Source organism: Bradyrhizobium sp. AUGA SZCCT0283, from assembly GCF_018130385.1.
In the GTDB taxonomy this organism is placed as follows: domain Bacteria; phylum Pseudomonadota; class Alphaproteobacteria; order Rhizobiales; family Xanthobacteraceae; genus Bradyrhizobium.
In genome coordinates this window covers 85799-104342 of the sequence record NZ_JAFCLU010000013.1, presented here as the reverse complement: position 1 = coordinate 104342, position 18544 = coordinate 85799, and the positions used below count along the sequence as shown (strand labels likewise).

At 61.6% G+C, this 18544-nt stretch carries 13 protein-coding genes and 3 pseudogenes; 6 read left to right on the top strand and 10 right to left on the bottom strand.

Annotated features, from left to right (window positions below):
* Positions 1-105: 105 nt before the first annotated feature.
* Positions 106-1143 carry a LacI family DNA-binding transcriptional regulator gene (locus JQ624_RS19400; RefSeq protein ID WP_212420498.1) on the bottom strand — a complete coding sequence of 346 codons (1038 nt, stop codon included), beginning with the start codon at positions 1141-1143 and terminating at the stop codon, positions 106-108.
* A 197-nt stretch (positions 1144-1340) separates the two neighbouring features.
* Between JQ624_RS19400 and JQ624_RS38630 the strand changes: the two are divergent.
* Both JQ624_RS38630 and upp read left to right on the top strand, forming a co-directional pair.
* Positions 1341-1587 (top strand): annotated as a pseudogene (locus tag JQ624_RS38630) (hypothetical protein); the annotation flags it as partial.
* Between the two features lie 248 nt (positions 1588-1835).
* On the top strand, positions 1836-2471 hold the full coding sequence (gene upp / locus JQ624_RS19395; protein ID WP_212420599.1) for a uracil phosphoribosyltransferase: 636 nt from the start codon (positions 1836-1838) through the stop codon (positions 2469-2471).
* Positions 2472-2477: 6 nt separating this feature from the next.
* Here upp and JQ624_RS19390 read toward each other — a convergent pair whose 3' ends face one another.
* Entirely contained in the window at positions 2478-3602 is a 1125-nt protein-coding gene (locus JQ624_RS19390) for a ring-opening amidohydrolase (RefSeq protein WP_212420497.1), read from the bottom strand.
* A 358-nt stretch (positions 3603-3960) separates the two neighbouring features.
* On the opposite strand from JQ624_RS19390, the gene JQ624_RS19385 reads away from it, so the two are divergent.
* The 4 genes and pseudogenes from JQ624_RS19385 to JQ624_RS19370 all read left to right on the top strand — a co-directional run bounded on the left by JQ624_RS19385 (position 3961) and on the right by JQ624_RS19370 (position 8138).
* On the top strand, positions 3961-4995 hold the full coding sequence (locus JQ624_RS19385; RefSeq protein ID WP_212420496.1) for an ABC transporter ATP-binding protein: 1035 nt from the start codon (positions 3961-3963) through the stop codon (positions 4993-4995).
* An 18-nt stretch (positions 4996-5013) separates the two neighbouring features.
* Positions 5014-6306: pseudogene (locus JQ624_RS19380) on the top strand (PotD/PotF family extracellular solute-binding protein).
* Positions 6307-6376: 70 nt separating this feature from the next.
* On the top strand, positions 6377-7258 hold the full coding sequence (locus JQ624_RS19375; RefSeq protein WP_249129917.1) for an ABC transporter permease: 882 nt from the start codon (positions 6377-6379) through the stop codon (positions 7256-7258).
* A gap of 1 nt (position 7259) precedes the next feature.
* Positions 7260-8138 (top strand): ABC transporter permease, encoded by an 879-nt coding sequence (locus JQ624_RS19370; RefSeq protein WP_212420495.1) that lies wholly within the window; start codon positions 7260-7262, stop codon positions 8136-8138.
* A 205-nt stretch (positions 8139-8343) separates the two neighbouring features.
* Here the strand turns inward: JQ624_RS19370 and JQ624_RS19365 are convergent.
* The 8 genes and pseudogenes from JQ624_RS19365 to hydA form a co-directional block, all read right to left on the bottom strand.
* A pseudogene (locus JQ624_RS19365) lies at positions 8344-10011 on the bottom strand (ATP-binding cassette domain-containing protein).
* On the bottom strand, positions 10008-10856 hold the full coding sequence (locus JQ624_RS19360; protein ID WP_212420494.1) for an ABC transporter permease: 849 nt from the start codon (positions 10854-10856) through the stop codon (positions 10008-10010). The pseudogene JQ624_RS19365 and the gene JQ624_RS19360 overlap by 4 nt, the downstream one beginning before the upstream one ends.
* Complete coding sequence (locus JQ624_RS19355; RefSeq protein ID WP_212420493.1) at positions 10853-11884, bottom strand: ABC transporter permease; 1032 nt, start codon at positions 11882-11884, stop codon at positions 10853-10855. The genes JQ624_RS19360 and JQ624_RS19355 overlap by 4 nt, the downstream gene beginning before the upstream one ends.
* Positions 11885-11896: 12 nt before the next feature.
* Positions 11897-13513, bottom strand: a complete 1617-nt coding sequence (locus JQ624_RS19350) for an ABC transporter substrate-binding protein (RefSeq protein WP_212420492.1) — start codon at positions 13511-13513, stop codon at positions 11897-11899.
* A 138-nt stretch (positions 13514-13651) separates the two neighbouring features.
* Entirely contained in the window at positions 13652-15088 is a 1437-nt protein-coding gene (locus JQ624_RS19345; RefSeq protein ID WP_212420491.1) for an NAD(P)-binding domain-containing protein, read from the bottom strand.
* Positions 15085-15846 (bottom strand): SDR family oxidoreductase, encoded by a 762-nt coding sequence (locus JQ624_RS19340; RefSeq protein ID WP_212420490.1) that lies wholly within the window; start codon positions 15844-15846, stop codon positions 15085-15087. Before JQ624_RS19340 ends, JQ624_RS19345 begins: the two co-directional genes overlap by 4 nt.
* Position 15847: 1 nt before the next feature.
* Positions 15848-16825 (bottom strand): NAD(P)-dependent oxidoreductase, encoded by a 978-nt coding sequence (locus tag JQ624_RS19335; protein WP_212420489.1) that lies wholly within the window; start codon positions 16823-16825, stop codon positions 15848-15850.
* 28 nt (positions 16826-16853) lie between these two features.
* Positions 16854-18323: a dihydropyrimidinase gene (gene hydA / locus JQ624_RS19330; RefSeq protein ID WP_212420488.1), complete on the bottom strand. Its 1470-nt coding sequence runs from the start codon at positions 18321-18323 to the stop codon at positions 16854-16856.
* Between the last annotated feature and the right edge of the window lie 221 nt (positions 18324-18544).

Sequence of the window (18544 nt, the reverse complement as noted above, 5' to 3'; positions counted from 1 at the left end):
CCCTTTCGGCTCTCACGCGGCGTGCGAACTGCGTCGCCCTTCCCGCAAAAGTGCCGGCTTTTCGAACTCGGTCTGCCGCTCAGAACCGCCTTGTGGTGGTGCGCCTTACGGCAGATTGTCCCTCATCACGATGTCGATCCGGATATTCTCCTGTTCACTCAAGATCGGCTCACCTCGGGCGAGCGCGAGCAGCACGCGAACGGCCGCCCGCGCCTCATGCCCGGGGTTCTGCGAGATGGCCGCATCGATCACACCCTGCAGGAGCAGCTTGCGCGTCACGACAGTCACGTCATGTCCGACGAAAACCACCTGCTTTTCCCGTCCGGATTCGATGAGCGCCTTGGCAACGCCGGGCGTTCCGGCGCCGACATTATAGAGGCCGACAATGTCAGGATGACTGCTCAGCAACCTCATCATGAGGTGTTCCGAACGTTCATCCGCGTCCCGCCCCTCGAGAACGGGCAACACATCCAGTTGCGAAAATTCGGAGGCCATCACCTGATTGAAGCCAAAGATACGTTCGGCGTGGTCACGCAAGCCTTGCGAACCGGCGACGATGGCGACCTTCCCCTGACGAGGGCCGACCAGCCGCCCGACCAGCGTGCCGGCGGTGCGCCCGGCGGCGATGTTGTCGATGCCGACATAGTGATGGCGGCGCGAAGACGGCACGTCGGACACCAGCGTCACGACCTTGGTGCCGCCATCGACGAGATCGTTGATGGCGGCACGGACGCTCGGATGATCGAGGGCTACGACCGCCACACCATCGAAGTCGCCGGCGAGGGATTCAAGGGTAGCCGCGAGAACGGCAGGATCGAACACGTCGGTAGCGACCATCTCGATTGCAAGGCGACGGGCCGAAAGCCAGGTCGACATCTCGCCGAGATAGGACTGGATCTGCTGCATGAACAGATTCGGCCCCGACGGCATCACAAAGGCGAAGCGCCGTGCTCGCCCGCGGGCCAATTCCGCCGCAGCGACATGGGGTCGGAATGCGTTCCGCTCGATCGCCTCCCTCACGCGGCGGGCGGTGTCCGGTCGCACGCCGGCGCGATTGTGAAGGACACGATCGACGGTTGCGAGACTGACCCCCGCCTGGCGCGCGATGTCCCTCAATGTGAGCGGCGCTTCCTGCTCCTTCATGGCCCCCAGCTCTAGCAGAGGCCCTCTGAGGTACGCAACTCATTTCTGAGGGTTTGTACCATCCACTGCCTTTGGGAGGGGCACCGATCGGGATCAGCGGATCAAAAGTGTTGAGCGCGACATCCGCGCGATTCCCACATCGGGAGGCGCTGTGCCAACCGCGAACCTTGTCGTCGATCTCACTGCACAGCCGGGTCAAAGGGCGCCTGAGCAAGGCGGCATTCTTGCGTGATTTTGCATGCGAGTTGCCGGGAGCGAAGGCGAAATTGCTCGGTGCGGTTCAACAAAATCATTCCAGCAAGCTCTCCCCACCGGTAAGACCACGCCGGCCGCGGTGAAATGAAGGCAAGCCACCTGTCACTGATCTCGCATCCCGACGAGGTCACGACTTTGATCCCGGAGGCCGCAGGGGCAACGCACACAGCGTCGATGGCCAGCCGCTGAAGCCACAGTGTGCTTGGTTCAATCTGCCCACACTGGTTGTCTCCAGATTTTCTTTGATCTCTCGGCGCACATATCATGCACACGCCCGCCCCCTCTAGAGAGCCCTTCGGCGTGTTGAGCTTGCCTGCGGAGCGATCTTGGGCGAGATTGACCAGTTGGTGGCATCGAGCCACCTCGATAGTTCTATGAGAATGGGGCAGATCAATCTCATTCCCGATTTCCAAGAGTACGTCCCGGGCGCCGATCTTATGACTACCAAAATCGTAAACCTCGTCAGCCATCCTTTGATCCAGCACAAACTCTCGCTGATGCGCGAGAAAGGTCGCTCCACCAAAGGCTTTCGCGAGCTTCTGAATGAGATAGGTATGCTTCTCTGTTATGAGGTCACCCGGGACTTGCCTTTGGAGATGGTCAACATCGATACGCCGCTCGCTCCGATGATGGCGCCAAAAATCGCGGGCAAGAAACTCACACTCGCGCCAATATTGCGGGCGGGCGTCGGGTTTCTCGACGGTATGCTGGCGCTCGTTCCGTCCGCGCGCGTCGCGCATATCGGCCTCTATCGGGATCCCGACACACTTCAGGCCGTAGAATATTTCTTCAAGGCCCCGCACGATTTGTCGGATCGCACGGTGGTTCTGGTGGATCCGATGCTTGCGACAGGAAATTCAGCTTGCGCCGCGGTCGCCCTGCTCAAATCGCGGGGCGCCCGCGACATCAGGTTTGTCTGCCTGCTCGCGGCCCCCGAAGGGATTGCGCAATTTCAGAAGGAACATCCCGACGTTCCGGTCTGGACTGCCGCTGTCGACGAGAAGCTAAATGATCACGGCTATATCCTGCCTGGCTTGGGGGACGCTGGAGACCGAATGTTCGGCACCAAGTAAGGACATTCAGTCGTCAAACAGCCGGACGATTGCTGCTACGGGGCCGCCGCCAGGCGGCCCCTGATGCTCGGCGCCACCGGAAACATAGACGGCGCCGGTTCCTGACAAACCGGCGATCAATCCGCCGACAGCGGCGCGGGCGTGCCGGGTGGAGCTGATATCCGTATCCTCGAGCATGGTATGACGAAATCCGCGGACGCTGCCGTTTGGCGAGGCTTCCGCCTTGGCGAAGATGTTGACGAGTTGGCGGCTCGCTATCGGCGCGGAGCCGTCTTCCATGCGCAGTCCCACGCTTTTCAACGCATCGATCACAGCCATGGAATCGATGGCGTCGCGCATCACGGCGTGTCCGATCTCGAACGGGGCAGCCGACGATGTCGAATTGCCCAGGACGATGACGACATTATGCATCAGCTCGATACCAGCCGACGTGGACGCCACCGACGAAAACAGATCGAACCTGCGAAGAACGTCCGCATCGTCAATATCGTCCTCGATCTCGCCAAGCGCGACCGCTACGCCGAGCGCCGATGCGCCACGCGAATACGCCATCGAACCGTATGCGCTGTTTGTGACGGTCTTGTTCCCACGGGCTATCGCCGTTTCGATGCGGTCGCTCGTCAAAAGCGGACACTTGATTTGCACAAAATGGACGTCCTGTGGATCGACGATGGCGGCGTCGGCCATGGCGACCAACACCGCCTTTGCCGTTTCTCCAATCTGCACGTCGCGCCCGATCTCCTCGGGCAAAAAATTCCGCGTGTGCGCCATCCCAATGCTGAGGCGCTTCCCGGAAATGCCTTGGGGACCGCGATCAGCGGCACCGTCACGCGTGAAGACGGTGATATGCGGACTAAGCACACCTTCTGTACCGCCCGACATCACGAACGCGATCCGCTGCTCCACGCGGTGCGGTGGCAGATCGACATAGGGCGCCAGGGCAGCGCTGAGAGCGGAAACGGCGTATTCCCGCGTGAAATCGTTGACGCCGCCGTTGCCCTCGGTTTTGCCCAGTATCGCGAGGATCGACTTTGGATCGATTTTTCCGCGCTCGATCAAGCTCAGCAGGCCGGAGACATCACCGGGGCTTTTGGTGGCAATGCGAACGACGTCGACCGATGTTGTACGCATGCTCTGCCCTCGGATGTCTTCGGGCTGGAGAAGCACATTGTGAGCCACAATGGCTGCCGGCCCCCGCGGGCGCGGAAATCTTTTGATCGCATCAGAGCCTTTGTGGTGAAAGCGCCGTTTTTCAACATCGCCTCAATTGCTTAAGTCGAGGAAAATGGCGGCCGCAGAGCAAATCGCCGCTGCGTCACGTCCACCCTGGATCGCAGCCATGCAACCCGAATGCAACCCAATCGGAATTTGCTGACTTTCTGGCGTATCTGGCGCATTTTTTGGCACATCTGTTGCATCTGATTTCGGATAGCGTTCCGGGAGCCTAGGTCGCCCGGGGTCCTCGGCAAGACAATGCGGAATGGTGCGGATGACGACCACGGCGGCGCTCGAACTGGTGCAATTGACGAAGAAGTACGGCGCTGTAACCGCCGTTGACGCCATCAACCTCAAGATTCCCGCCGGCTCCTATTGTTGCCTGCTTGGGCCGTCCGGCTGCGGCAAAACCTCCACGCTGCGCATGGTGGCCGGCCACGAATCGGCGACATCCGGCGACATCCTTGTCGGGCCGAAGAATGTGACGGACCTGCCACCGGCCGAACGAAACACCGCGATGATGTTCCAGTCTTATGCCCTGTTCCCGCATCTTTCCGTCATCGACAACGTTGCCTTTGCCTTGAAGATGAAGGGCATTGTCAAAGCCAAACGCCATGCCGAAGCCAAAAAGCTGTTGGAACTCGTCGATATGCAGGCTTATGCGGCAAGACTGCCTGCGCAGCTTTCCGGAGGCCAGCAGCAACGCGTGGCGCTCGCACGCGCCCTGATTACCTCTCCTCAGATCCTGCTCCTGGACGAGCCCCTTTCGGCGCTCGATCCGTTTCTGCGGCTGCGGATGAGAGCCGAGTTGAAAAAGCTGCAGCGCGAACTTGGGATTTCCTTCATCCATGTGACGCACGGCCAGGACGAGGCGATGGCGCTGGCGGATATCGTGGTTCTGATGAATGGCGGCCGGATCGAACAGCAGGGTTCGCCGCGTGAAATCTTCAATCACCCCAAAACCGAGTTCACGGCGAAATTCATCGGCGGCCACAACGTCATCGCCATCGGCGACGAGATTTTTGCCGTTCGCGAAGATCGCCTCAAGCTGAGAAGACCAGGCGAAGCCGTCAACGGTCCGTCGATGGCAGGAACCGTCAGCGAGGTCGAATACCAGGGGACCTATATCCGCGTCGCAATTGTCGCCGACGGCGGAGCCGACATCTCGGCCCAACTCACGGACATCCAGTTTGACGCGGCCAGCTACGCCGTCGGCGAGCGCGTTCTCGCCACCTGGGACCCGGCGCAGGCAAGCCCACTGAAGACAAGCAGTTCTGTAACCGTCCCGTCACCTGAAAAGGCGGCTTGACACCTTAGGGAGATTATCATGAGCAAATCCTCGAAATCCAATAATGGCGTCAGCCGTCGCGCTGTGCTGAAGGGCGCGGCTGGAGCAGTAGGCCTCGCGGCAGGTTCGGGCGCCATCACCGGGTTTCCTTATGTCCACTCGGCGGACCCGAAAGTGTTGCGTTACCTCGGGACCGCGGTGAACGCGGGAGACGAGATATCGAAGAAATGCCTGGCAGATACCGGCATCAAAATAGAGTACATAACCGTAACGACCGACGATGTGACCAAGCGTGTCATCACCCAGCCGAATTCGTTCGACGTGCTCGATACCGAATACTTCTCGCTCAAGAAGCTGGTGCCTTCGGGAAATATTTTTGCGCTCGATAGCAAGAAGATCAAGGAATTCGACAATATCACCCCGGTCTTCACCAAGGGTCAGTTGCCCAACGGCAAGAAGATCGGCGACCAGGGCTCCGCACCGTGGAAGGTGCTTTACCTTGAGGGAGCGAATTCCAAGAAGTTTTCGACCACGCCAACCGAATTCGTGACGCTGATCCCGACGGTCTACAATGCTGATACGCTCGGCATCCGGCCGGATCTGATCAAGCGGCCAATTTCATCCTGGAGCGAACTGCTCAACCCCGAATTCAAGGGCAAGGCGTCGATCCTCAACATCCCGTCGATCGGCATCATGGATGCCGCGATGGTGGTGGAGGCCACCGGCCAGCATAAGTATGTCGACAAGGGCAACATGACCAAGGCCGAGATTGATCTGACCATGAAGATCATGACGGAAGCCAAGAAGGCCGGTCAGTTCCGCGCCTTCTGGAAGGATTTCAACGAATCCGTCAACCTGATGGCGTCAGGCGAGACCGTCATCCAGTCAATGTGGTCGCCCGCGGTCACCAAGGTGCGCTCGATGGGAATCGCCTGCACGTTCCAACCGCTCAAGGAAGGCTATCGCTCGTGGGCGTCGGGGTTCTGCGTGTCGAAGGCGGTTTCGGGACCCAAGCTCGACTGGGCCTATGAATTCGTGAACTGATATCTGTCGGGCTGGGCAGGCGCCTATCTCAATCGCCAAGGCTATTATTCGGCTGTCCTGTCCACCGCCAAGGCCAACATGACGGCGGACGAATGGGGCTACTGGATGGAAGGCAAGGCCGCTGTCGGCGATATCAAGGCGCCCGACGGCACCATTCTCGAGAAAGCCGGCGCCAAGCGTGACGGGGGATCCTATGACGACCGCATGGGCGGCGTTGCCTGCTGGAACGCCGTCATGGACGAGAACGATTACATGGTGCGCAAGTGGAATGAATTCATCGCCGCTTGATGACATCCAGGGACTAGCCGGGCAACGCGCCGGCTAGTCCTGCTTCGGCTTGATAGAGATCGGCCTTTCAATGGTTCAAGACCGAAAATCCTTCGTTGCGTGGCTCCAGGCCGCGCCGATGATGCTGGTCTTCGCGCTGTTTTTTCTGTTGCCGCTGGTATTTGTGACGATCGTTAGCGCGTGGGACTACAATGAATATGAGATGCTTCCCGCCTTTAGTCTGCGCGGCTACACTGATACGTTCGAGGGATGCATCGCCGAGCTGCCGGGCCTGTGCACGATCCTGAAAACCTACCTGAAGACGTTGAAACTGTGTCTGCTGACCTGGGGCCTGACACTTCTGATCGGTTTCACCGTTGCCTATTTTCTCGCGTTCCACGTCCGATCCAAGACCTGGCAGATCGTGCTCTCCCTGCTTTGCACCATTCCGTTCTGGACCTCGAATGTGATCCGCATGATTGCGTGGATTCCGCTTCTCGGCCGCAATGGACTGGTGAACAAGGGCCTCCAGGGCGCGGGGCTGATCCAGCAGCCGCTCGAATGGCTGCTGTTCTCCGAGTTTTCCGTCGTCCTGGCCCTCGTTCACCTCTTCACATTTTTCACGGTGGTGCCGATCTTCAATTCAATGATCCGGATCGACAAGCGGCTGATCGAAGCCGCCTATGATGCCGGAGCCACCGGCTGGCAGACCTTGGTCAATATCGTCATTCCCCTGGCAAAACCGGGGATCGTGATTGGTTCAATTTTTGTGATCACGATCGTCATGGGTGATTTTGTCACGATCGGCGTGATGGGCGGCCAACAAATCGCTTCCGCAGGCAAGATCATCGAGTCGCGCCTCAATGCGTTGCAATTTCCCGCAGCCGCAGCCAACGCCGTCATCCTGCTCGGCATCACGATCATGATCATTTCGGCGCTGACGCGGATCGTCGATATACGCAAGGAGCTGTGAGATGGGCGACAAGCGGTCGCGATCCTTTTATGTTCTGGCAGCGTTCTTCGCTGCCTATGTGCTGTTTCTTTACGGACCGATGATTGCGATCTATATCCTCTCGTTCCAGGGTCCCGACGGCGGCCTGACCTTTCCAATGAACGGCGTTTCGCTGGTTTGGTTCAGCAAGGTGTTCGCCGGGGCCGGCATCGTCGACATCGGTGCGGCCTTCAAGCGGTCACTCAAGCTCGGCCTCGTCGTCATGATCCTGACGGTCGTGCTTTCGGTTTCGGCCGGCATGGCCTTTCGCAAATCGTTCCGCGGCGCGACCTTCCTGTTTTATGTCGCCATCGCAAGCCTGATCATGCCGTCGATCATCACTTCGCTCGGCATCGCACTGGAATTCCGGCTGCTTGATGACTTCATCATCAAAAGCGGCGCCGAGGGCTGGACGACGGCAATGGGGCTTTTTACCTCAGGCCTTGGTGCGCACCTTACCTGGACCTTGCCGTTTGGCCTTTTGATCATGTTTGCGATTTTCAACCGGTTCGATGGCCGGCTTGAAGAGGCGGCGCGCGACCTCGGTGCAACACCATGGCAGACATTTCGCCATGTGGTGCTGCCAATCATATTGCCGTCCGTCGTGGGCATTGGTCTGTTCGGCTTTACCTTGTCCTGGGACGAACTCGCGCGCTCCAGCCAGGCGATCGGATCCGTCAACACCTTGCCGCTTGAGTTGCAGGGCCTGACGACGACCGTGACGAAGCCGGATATCTATGCGCTTGGAACGTTGACGAGCGCCGTATCCTTTGTCGTCATCTTCTCGGCGCTGATCGTCATTCTCGTGCTGCAGGCGCGACAACGACGTCATGGGTCGGACGCCGGCAAGGGAATGGTCTAGGCGCATCCAATTAATTCTCGTTGCATCAGGGCTGCGGAAAATCCCGCGCCGGTGGCAGACGCTCACGCCTCTTTTGTTGGCACCGGCGTGGCACTCGCGTTTAAGGACGACCAATGGAAATCGCGGCCTGCTCAATGTGGCAGCATGCCTATCCATAATTTGACCCCGACCCTATCGGTCGACGGCACGTGAACAGACGCAAACTTCAGGACAGAGGATCGGCCGCGGATGCAGCCAGTTCCAGCTCGATATGCGGCACGGCTTCGACCAGCTCGCGTGTGTAAGCGGTCTTCGGATTGTCGAACATCGCCCGGCTTTCGCCCTGTTCGACGATGCGGCCGTTTTGCAGGACGATGGTCCGATCGCACATCATGCGAACGACGTTGAGGTCGTGGCTGACAAAGAGGAAGGCCAAGTCATCCTCACGCCGCAACCGGTCGAGCAGTTGCAGCACCACCGCCTGCACCGAGACGTCGAGCGCCGCCGTCGGCTCGTCCAGCACCAATAGGCGCGGCCGGCAGGCGATGGCGCGGGCGATGCCGACACGGGCCTTCTGGCCGCCCGAAAGCTGATGCGGGAACCGCGTCAGCAATTCGATCCCCAGTCCCACGCGCTGCGCGCACTCCTCCACCCGCTGCCGCAAGGCGTCGCCGGGGCGCATGCCGCCAAGCCGCAGCAGCGGATGGGCGATGCAGTCAAAGGCGGTGAAGCGCGGGTTGAGGCTGTCGTTCGGATCCTGAAAGACGATCTGGATATCCTTGCGAAACGGTGACCGGTGAAAATCGCGCGCCGGGATATGGCCGATCGACTGTCCCTCGAACGCGATCTCCCCCTCGCTCGGATCGATCAGCCGGCAGATGATGCGCGACGTCGTGCTCTTGCCGGAACCGGATTCACCGACCAGACCGACGCTCTCGCCGGCGCTGATCATCATGGAAAAGTCTGCCACCGCCGCGGCGCCCTGATCGAACCGCTTTGCGAGTTTCTGCACCTCCAGCAGCGGCGGCGTGCCCGGTGCGCGCTGCGGCCGGGGCGCGACGGGCATCGCAACGTGCCGCCGCCTCTCCTCTTCCGGCACCAAATCCGCGATCCGCGAACTCGCTGTGGGCGAAGCCGCCACCAGACGCCTGGTGTAGGGGTGCTGTGGCGCGCGAAACAGAGTCTTCGGCTTGGCCTCCTCGACCAGCCGGCCCTGCTCCATCACCACGACGCGGCGACAGTAGCGGGCGGCGAGACCGAGATCATGGGTGATCAGGATGGTCGCCATGCCGCGCTCGGCCGCAATCCCGGTCAGAAGGTCCATCACGACCTTCTGCGTCGTGACGTCGAGGCCGGTGGTCGGCTCGTCGGCGATCAAGAGCTAGATCGCCATGGCAATCATCACGCGCTGGCACATGCCGCCCGAGAGTTCGTGCGGGTAAGCGGCCATCCGTTTTTCGGGGTCGCGGATTTGCACGGCGCGCAGCAATTCCAGCGCCTGTGCGCGCGCTTGATCGCGGGGCATTCGCTTATGGGCCGTAATTGCATCGGCGATCTGGTCCCCGACGGCACGGATCGGATTGAGCGCTGCACGCGGGTTCTGGAAGATCATCGCCATCGCCGCGCCGTGCAGATGGCGGAAATCACTCCCCGATATCCGCGTGATGTCCTGCCCGCGAAACCGGATGTCGCCCGCCGTGATCCGCCCGGCCGTATCGAGCAGCCGCGTGATCGCAAAACCGGTGACGGACTTGCCCGAGCCGCTCTCGCCGACGAGGCCGAGCATCTCGCCCTCGCCGAGCGACAGCGTGACGCCACGTACCGCCTCGACAAGGCCACGCCGGGTCGAGAAAGTGACGTGGAGGTCGCTTAAGGCCAGCAGCGATGGGGTCATGTTCGCATGCGGGGGTCGAGAATATCGCGCACCCCGTCGCCGAGCAGGTTGAAGCACAGCACCGTCAGCATCAACGCCAGGCCCGGAAAGGCGACCAGCCACCATTTGCCGGTGGAAATGAAGCGCGCGCCTTCCGCAACCATGATGCCCCATTCCGGCGTCGGCGGTTTGACGCCGAGGCCGATAAAGGAAAGTCCGGCAGCGTTGAGGATTGCCCAGCCGAGGTTGAGCGAGATTTGCACCGCCATCGCCGGCAGCACGTTCGGCAGCAGGAAGCGCAGCACGACCGAGAGGTGGCTGTCGCCGCAGGCGCGCGCCGCTTCCACCCAGCCGACATTACGACGGACATTCACCTCCGCCCGTGCAAAGCGGATGTAGAATGGCAGATTGATGATGGCGGTCGCGATGACGATGTTCTCGACCCGGTTGCCGAGTGCGGCGACCATCGCCATGGCCAGCACGAAAAGCGGAAAGGCCATCACGACGTCGACGAAGCGGCCGACGCCGCGGTCGAGCCGGCCACCGGTGTAGCCACAGATCGCGCCGATGACGGCGCCGATGGCAAAGGAGATTCCGACCGCCGAGATGGCGATGGCGAGATCGAGCCGTGCCGCGACGATAAGGCGGCTGAACACGTCGCGGCCGAGCTGATCGGTGCCGGCGATGTGCGCCGCACTCGGCGGCATCAGGGCCTGCGACACGTTCGAGACGATCGGATCATACGGCACGATCCACGGCCCGAAAATCGCAATCAGCGTGAGCAGGAAGACGCCGGCAGCGGCAACGGCGGTGAGCGGGTTGCCGCGCAGAATCCAGCCGGCATGACGAAGCGTCGCTGAGGTCATCCGATTGTCACCCGTGGATCGGCGATGCCGTAAAGGATATCCACCAAGAGATTGACGATCACGAACACGGTGGCCATCAACAGCACAAAACCCTGTACCGGCGCGTAGTCGGAAGACAGCAACGCATCGAGCGCGTAAGAGGCGACGCCCGGCCAGGAGAACACCTTCTCCACCAGGACATTGGCGCCGAGCATGGTCGAGAACACGATGCCAGCGATGGTGATGACCGGCAGGATGGCATTCCTTAGCGCATAGGTGACGACGACCCGCCACCAGGGAAGGCCCACGGAACGCGCGGTGCGCACGAAATCGCTACCCAGCGAGACCAACATCGAGGCCCGCGTGATGCGCGCCAGCGGCGCCACCACGAACAGCGCCATGCTCAGCGCCGGCAGGACCAGCTGCCTGAACGCGGCCCACCATCCATCGAAATCGCCTGCGAGCAGGAAGTCGACCAGCAGGAAGCCGGTCCGCCTTGGCGGCAGTGACGCAAAGATATCGACCCGGCCGGTCGGGTCGGGCGCCAGCCCGAGCAGATAATAGAAGACATAGATCAGCAGCAGGCCCGAAACGAACGTCGGTACGCAGACGCCGAGCGCGCAGAAAAACCGCACGCCGTGATCGATGACGGAGCCCGGCCTGAGTGCCGCCAGCACGCCGAGCGGCACCGCCGACACCAACGCGATCAGCAGCGCCGTGAAGGTGAGTTCCAGCGATGCAGGCAGCCGCTCGCGGAGATCTTTCGTGACCAGCTGCCCGGTCATCATCGATCGGCCGAGATTGCCGCTGCCGACATCATAGAGATACAGCATCAGTTGTTCCGGCACCGGCTTGTTGAGGCCCATCTGCTTGCGGATAACCTCAATCTCCTCCTTGCCGGCATTCGGCCCGGAAGCGAAGAACACCGCAGGATCGCCCGGCAGCACCCGCATCAAGAGGAAGGTGAAGACGAGCACGCCAAAGAGCGCCGGCAGCGAGGACAGGAAGCGCCTGCCCGCCCGTACCACCGTTGCTCCAAGGGCAGCCATCGGACCTACCGGTTACTTGCGATTGAGATCGCGATAATCGACCTGGCGGTGGAACTGGTAGGTGTAGCCGTCGACCGAGGGCGCCATCACGGCGTCCTGGCTGGGCTGCCAGAGCGGTATCTGCGGTATCTCGCTGAAATGGATGGCGTTGAGCTTTATGCCGTATTCCTCATACTTGGCCGCATCGGACTCAAAACGGGCTTTCTGCGCGATCTCCACCAATTCCGGATTGTTGATCGACGAGTAATTCCAGCGCTGATTGCCGGTGTAGAAGTTGCGGTAGAAGTAGTCGGTCGACGGCAGCCAGGCGACGATGCCCTCGGTGAAGAAGGGAAGCTTCTTCTCATTGATCTGCGTCGACATCTGCGCGTCCGGCAGCTTCTGGATGTCAACCTTGATGCCGATCTTGGCCAGCGATTCCTTCACCAAGGCGGCCATCGGTTCGGCGGTCGAGGCCTGGCCGACGTTGAAGCTGAACGTGGTCGAGAAGCCGTCGGGCATGCCTGCCGCCTTCAGATACTCCTTGGCCTTCTCGAGGTCGAGCTTCACCGGCTGCGGGATTGGATAGGCACCGCTCGATGGTTTGCCATCCGCCCATGTCGCGCCGAACAACGGCGAACCGCGGCCGAACAATGCGGCCTTGAACATGTCGTCATAGGGCAACGCAAAGGCGACGGCGCGACGCACATTGACGTTGTCGAACGGCGGGATCTGGTTGTTCATCGAAACGAAGGTGACGGCATTGTATTGGGGCGTCGAGATCACCTTCAGCTTGCCCTTGGCCTCGAGCGACTGCACGTCGCTCGCCTGCAGATCGATGACGAGATCGGCATCGCCACGCTCGACCAGGTTGGCGCGTGTCGCCGGCTCCGGCACCGACTGCACGATGACGCGCTTGAAGAACGCCGACTTGTCGACTGTGCCGCGATTCCATGCCGCGTTGCGGGTCATGATGACCTGCTCGCCGGGCTTGAAGCTCTCGATCTGATAGGCCCCGCTGCCGGCGGTGTGCTCCTTCAGCCAGGCTGTCGCCCAGGGATCGTCTGCTGTCGCATGTTCCTTGGCGACCTTGGAGTTGATGATGATCGGATAGACGGTGGCGAGATTGGGCAAGGCAAGCTTGTCCGGCTTCGGCAGCGTCACCTCGATGGTCAGGGGATCGATCACCTTGAACTGGTCGGCCGATGTCATCGATCCCGTGAGAAGCTGTGCCTTGCCAAGGACCGGCGCCGTGACGACCCGGTCAAGCGACCATTTGACGTCTTCCGCCGTCACCGGCGTGCCGTCCTGGAACTTGGCGTCCTTGCGCAGGCGAAATGTCATCTTCAACCCGTCCGGGCTGACTTCATAGGATTCCGCCAGCTCCCCGGTGATCTTGCCGAGATCAAACACCCATTTGCCGTTGAGTTGTTTGCGGCCGAAGGAAACCAGCCGGTCGTAGGTGCTGAGACTCACCGCAAAGGCTTCGCGGGTCGACCCCGGAATATTCGGATCAAGCGTATTGACGGATGCACCGGTCACGTAGCGTAACGTTTCGGAGCGCGTTTGCGCCTGCACCGATCCGGCGGCCAGTGAAACCGCGATGAAGGCAACCACCGAAAGCAGACGCCTGGATCCTGTAACGCTCATCGGACTTATTCCCTGTTTTGCCAAGTGTATTTTCTGAATGAGAACATCAACTTAAAGCAAGGGATATGCCAACCGGCCCCGCCAAAGGCACCAGCATAGTAGGTATGAGCCAAGCTTCGCAGCGTCATCGAAAACCGTTCACCGTTCCTCGCCTGCAGCCCGCGTTTGCCGCTCGACGACGGCCTGCGGTACGTCATACGCCTTGAACGAAGCCCAGTGCCGTTCGATGTCCGCGCGAAACAGGCCGCGTGTCAACCCATGCACCAGCTTCGGCACCGCTGTGGTCATCGCATTGATCGATGAGCCCGAAGCACCGAAGCTCATGGTGGAAGCAATCGCGAAGACATGAATGTCCGCAATCCAGGGTGTTTCACCGGCGGCGCGCTCCATCAGCGCATAGTCGTCAGCGAGATAGGGAAAGCGACCGAGCCGCAGGCTGCGCTCGTCCGGCGGCGGCTGGTAGCGATCGGTCCAGGTCGCAATGTTGGCGGCGCAGTTTCGCAGCTCGGGCCGGCCTGCAAAATTCATGTCGATCCCTGTGCCGCAAATCACGAAGTCGGCTGCGAACGTGCCCCTTGGCGTCTGCAATTCGACGCCGCTGGCCGTCTCCCGGGCAGCGTCGATCGGCGCGCCCTCTTGTAGCTGAAAATTGGGATGACGGGCACAGCGATCGTAGGTCGCCTGCGGAAAACCTTCCCGCATTTCCAAAACGGCGCGCATGAAGCGCCAGCGCCAGGCATCGTCCAGATCGCAAAAATGTCGAAGGAAGCCGCGGAAGGTGAGCCAACGGTAGGGCTGGATCACCTGGATCTCCGCCCTGCGGCAGAACAGATCCACCTCGGCCGCGCCTGCCTCCAGTGCCGTCGCAGCATTGTCGAAGGCCGAGGCGCCGGCGCCGATCACCGCAACCTGTTTGTCGCGCAAGCGCGCGAAGTCGATCGGCTGCGCTGCGTGCACGCACACTGAAGTCGGCAGATGGCGCAGAGGCTCCGGAATAGTCCAGTCGCCCATGCCCTCCTGCCCCGTCGCCAGCACAATCTTGCGCGCAAAGACAATGTCGACGCCATCAGCGGTCTGCACCCTGGCCGCGAGCAATCCACCGGCCGCGGGCGAGATTTCGATGACCTCGCAACCATTGCGCACCGGCAGGTCCAGGACGCGCCTGAACCAGAGCAGATATTCCGCCCAAAGCTCGCGCGAAATCAGGTCGAGATTCCGCCAATCCTCCTCGCCGAAGCGCGCCTCGTGCCAGGACTGGTAGGTGAGGCTCGGAATATCAAGATCGGGCCCGGTGAAATGCTTCGGACTGCGCAGCGTATGCATGCGGGCATAGGTGAGCCACGGCCCTTCCTTTCCCTCCTCGGACTTGTCGAGCACGAGGATGTTGCTCACTTGCGAGCGCATCAGCCCAAACGCCGTCGCGAGACCCGATTGCCCGGCGCCGACTACGAGCACGTCCAGCGCCGGCCTGTCGTCCGGCCCGAGCCTGGGCGTAAGCCACGTGGCATCCGGATGCGCGGTCTTGGCAAGATCGGCGCGAACCTGGGCTTCGAGAGCGGTAACGGGGCTGTTCATGCCGCGAGCCAACCGCCATCGACCACCATTACGGTACCGGTCGTAAAGGACGACGCATCGCTGGCGAGATGGAGTGCGGCCTCGGCCACCTCCTCCGCCTTGCCAAACCGTTTCATGGCATGGCGGTTGCGCGACGCTTCGCGCACCGGCTCGGGGTCGGCATGACGGGCAAAACTACGCCGCAGCATCGGCGTGTCGATGGCACCCGGCGCAATCGCATTGACGCGGATGCCGTCGGTCGCGAAGTCGAGCGCCATTGTCCGGGTCAGGCTGATGATCGCGCCCTTCGCGGCGATATAGGCGCTGTTGCCCTTGCCGCCGGCGATTGCTAGTTGCGATGCGAGCGTAATGATCGAGCCGCGGCCCTGCCGCTGCATCTCGGGCACCGCGGCGCGCGACCAAAGCCAGGTGCCGCCAACATTGGTGCGGAACACCGCATCCCAATCGGCGGGATCGGTGGTCAGCACCGTCCCCCCGCAGGAAAAGCCGGCAGCAGCCATCAGCACATCAAGGCGGCCGCGCCGCGCCATGACATCGCCCACGGTATCTTTCGCAAAATCGGCCTCGCCGACATCACCGACGTGGAGCGATGCTTCGCCCTTCGCGCCGTCGATCGCCGCCAGCGTCTCCTGCAAGCCTGCGCGGTCACGATCGACCAGCGCAACAAAGGCGCCTTGTTTCGCAAACAGCACTGCGCTGGCCCGGCCGATGCCGGAGCCGGCGCCGGTCACGATCGCGGTCCGCCCTGTTAGTCGCATGTCAGGCTTCCCCTCGGTGCTCAGTCCACCAGCGGCTCAGATCGGCAGCTGACTCCGCGCAGCCGAACCGCGCACGCCAGCCGAACTCCTCCGCCATGCGCGCAATCGACAGTGGTGCCCGGTCCGCCGGACTATGCAGGTCGATCGTCGCCGCCTCCCTCGCATCAGTCAGCCGACAAACGAAGCCGGGATGCAGGGCGGCAAACTCCTGGCCCCATTGCAGCGCCGACCATTCCACGCCGGTTGAAATGTTATAGAGCTGATGTTCTGGCTTCGCGGCCTCGATCAACAATGTCACGGCCTCCGCGACATCCACCGCATAGATCCAGTCCCTGACGCCCGGACGCGACAGAACGGCCTCGCGCCCGTCTTGCATCGCGGCCAGAATCTGCGCCTGCGGGCTTGGCGTGTCGCGCACCTCGTTGCTCCGCTCCCAGGGCCCGAATACGGCGCTCAGCCGTACGCTGATGATCCCCTGTTGCCAGAGACCGGCCAGGCGCGCAGCGACCTTCTCGGACGCGAATTTGGTGATGGCATAGAGTGAGGCCGGATCGCAGGGAGTTTCTTCATCGAGCAGCACGTTGCGGAATGCGCTCGCGCCGTAGGCTGCCGCGGACGACAGATTGATGATGCGTCTCACGCCGCTGCTTCGCGCCGCGATCAGGATCGGCGTCTGAGTCAGCAGGTTTACCCGCAAAATGGTCTCGGGATCGCGCGCCTCACGCTCCGGTCCGGCAGTGATCGCGGCCCCCAGAATGATGGCGTCATAACCCGTAGCGACAACCGCTTCCACGGCTTGATGATCCGTGACATCGCCGTGGATAGCCGTCAGTCGATCGCCGTGAGAAGCAAAATCTTTCCTTGCGTCAGCTGGCAAGCCCGCGCGGTCGAACAGCGTCACCGTATGGCCGCGCGTCAGCAGTGCCGCGGCGATATTGAGCCCGACGAAACCGGTGCCGCCGAACACAAGGATTCTCATTGCTCAATCCGATATTGCGGCGGGTGGATCACAACAGGGTCGCGCCGAAATTCCGTTCCGGGTCCATATCCGAGACCAATCGACCCGTCGGCTTCGCAGCCTCGCCTCCCGTGCGCGGCAGGAAACGCCCGGAGCCTGCTTCGACCGAACGTTTGCCGTCCGCCACGATGACGCGCCCGCGCGATAGCACCGTAACCGGCCAGCCGCGCAGCTTGCGGCCGACGAAAGGCGTGTAACCGGCGAGATCGTGCATCATCGCGTCGCTCAACGTGACCTCGCGCTGCGGGTCCCAGATCGCAATATCCGCATCGGCGCCAACCGCGATCGAGCCTTTGCGCGGATGCAGATTATAGATCTTTGCCGGTGCGGTCGCGGTCAGTTCGACGAATTTTTCGAGCCCCAGGCGGCCCCCGGACACCATGGCGTCGAACAGCAGCGGCAAGCGGACTTCGAGGCCCGGCAGACCATTCGCCACTTGCTTGAAATTGGGATTGGGGCCGGCGCGCAATTTTCCGGTCTCATCGAACCGGTACGGCGCGTGATCGGACGAAACGGTCTGGAGATCGCCGAGCGCCAGCGCCTGCCACAACGCTTCCTGGTCGGCGACGCGGCGCGGCGGCGGGCTGCACATCCATTTGGCGCCTTCCACGCCGGGCTTGTCGAGATCGTCGGCGGTGAGAAAGAGATATTGCGGGCAGGTTTCCGCGAACACCTTCAGCCCCTGCCCGCGCGCATCGCGGATCACCCTGGTGCCTTCGGCCGTCGACACGTGAAAGATCATGATCGGCTGGTCGATCAGCGCAGCCATGCCGATCAGCCGGTTGAAGGCTTCGGCCTCCGAGACGCGGGCATGGCTGATGGCGTGATATTTGGGATCGGTATAGCCGCGCGCCAGCAACCGCTTCACCATCCAGGAGATGATGCCGTGGTTCTCGGCGTGCGCACAGAGCATTGCGCCGCCGTCGCGCGCCGCAAGCAGAATGTCGAGAAGCGGTTCGTCGTCGATTTTCAGGCGATCGTAGGTCATGAAGATCTTGATCGAGCCATGGCCCTGCTTGATCAACGCCGGCAGATCTTTCTCCAGTGTCTCCCTGGTCGGATCGGCGATGATCATGTGAAAGGCATAGTCGATCACCGCGCCCTTTTTCGCGAGCGCATGATACTCCTCCAGCACCTGCGGCAGTTTCATGCCGACGTGTTGGGCCGCGAACGGGATTACGGTGGTGGTGCCGCCGAAGGCCGCCGAGACGGTCGCGCTTTCGAACGTATCGGCGTTCACGATGCCGGCGGCCGACAGCTGCTCGATATGAGCGTGGCTGTCGACACCACCGGGCAGCACCAGCTTGCCCCGCGCGTCGATCTCCCGCCGCGCGGCCGGCAGCCCGCGACCGACGGCTGCGATCGTCTCGCCGGAAATGGCGACATCGGCCTCGAATACATCGCTCACGGTCGCGACGCGTCCGCCGCGAATGAGAAGGTCGTAGGCGGGCTCGGTCATGGCAAACTCCCCAACTATTGAGTCCTGAATTCCAAGTTCTTGCATTCACCGGACACTAGCATTGACTGCACAAAAGCACAGATCGTGCCGCTACACTCCCTTGCGCTTTCGCAGCAGACAGTGGACCATGCATTACTGGATGGCATGGTCATTGCTTCCATTGTCGTCTTGTTGCGCGCCGGTCTCGCCGTATCGACCGACGCGTCATCCCGCAGGAAAAT

Bases quoted from the DNA above. Each gene is read 5' to 3' on its own strand.
- JQ624_RS19355 (WP_212420493.1), bottom strand. From the start codon at position 11,884: ATGGCTGCCCTTGGAGCAACGGTGGTACGGGCGGGCAGGCGCTTCCTG.
- JQ624_RS19385 (WP_212420496.1), top strand. From the start codon at position 3,961: ATGACGACCACGGCGGCGCTCGAACTGGTGCAATTGACGAAGAAGTAC.
- JQ624_RS19375 (WP_249129917.1), top strand. From the start codon at position 6,377: ATGGTTCAAGACCGAAAATCCTTCGTTGCGTGGCTCCAGGCCGCGCCG.
- JQ624_RS19340 (WP_212420490.1), bottom strand. From the start codon at position 15,846: ATGCGACTAACAGGGCGGACCGCGATCGTGACCGGCGCCGGCTCCGGC.
- JQ624_RS19400 (WP_212420498.1), bottom strand. From the start codon at position 1,143: ATGAAGGAGCAGGAAGCGCCGCTCACATTGAGGGACATCGCGCGCCAG.
- JQ624_RS19345 (WP_212420491.1), bottom strand. From the start codon at position 15,088: ATGAACAGCCCCGTTACCGCTCTCGAAGCCCAGGTTCGCGCCGATCTT.
- JQ624_RS19370 (WP_212420495.1), top strand. From the start codon at position 7,260: ATGGGCGACAAGCGGTCGCGATCCTTTTATGTTCTGGCAGCGTTCTTC.
- JQ624_RS19390 (WP_212420497.1), bottom strand. From the start codon at position 3,602: ATGCGTACAACATCGGTCGACGTCGTTCGCATTGCCACCAAAAGCCCC.
- JQ624_RS19360 (WP_212420494.1), bottom strand. From the start codon at position 10,856: ATGACCTCAGCGACGCTTCGTCATGCCGGCTGGATTCTGCGCGGCAAC.
- upp (WP_212420599.1), top strand. From the start codon at position 1,836: ATGACTACCAAAATCGTAAACCTCGTCAGCCATCCTTTGATCCAGCAC.
- JQ624_RS19350 (WP_212420492.1), bottom strand. From the start codon at position 13,513: ATGAGCGTTACAGGATCCAGGCGTCTGCTTTCGGTGGTTGCCTTCATC.
- JQ624_RS19335 (WP_212420489.1), bottom strand. From the start codon at position 16,825: ATGAGAATCCTTGTGTTCGGCGGCACCGGTTTCGTCGGGCTCAATATC.
- hydA (WP_212420488.1), bottom strand. From the start codon at position 18,323: ATGACCGAGCCCGCCTACGACCTTCTCATTCGCGGCGGACGCGTCGCG.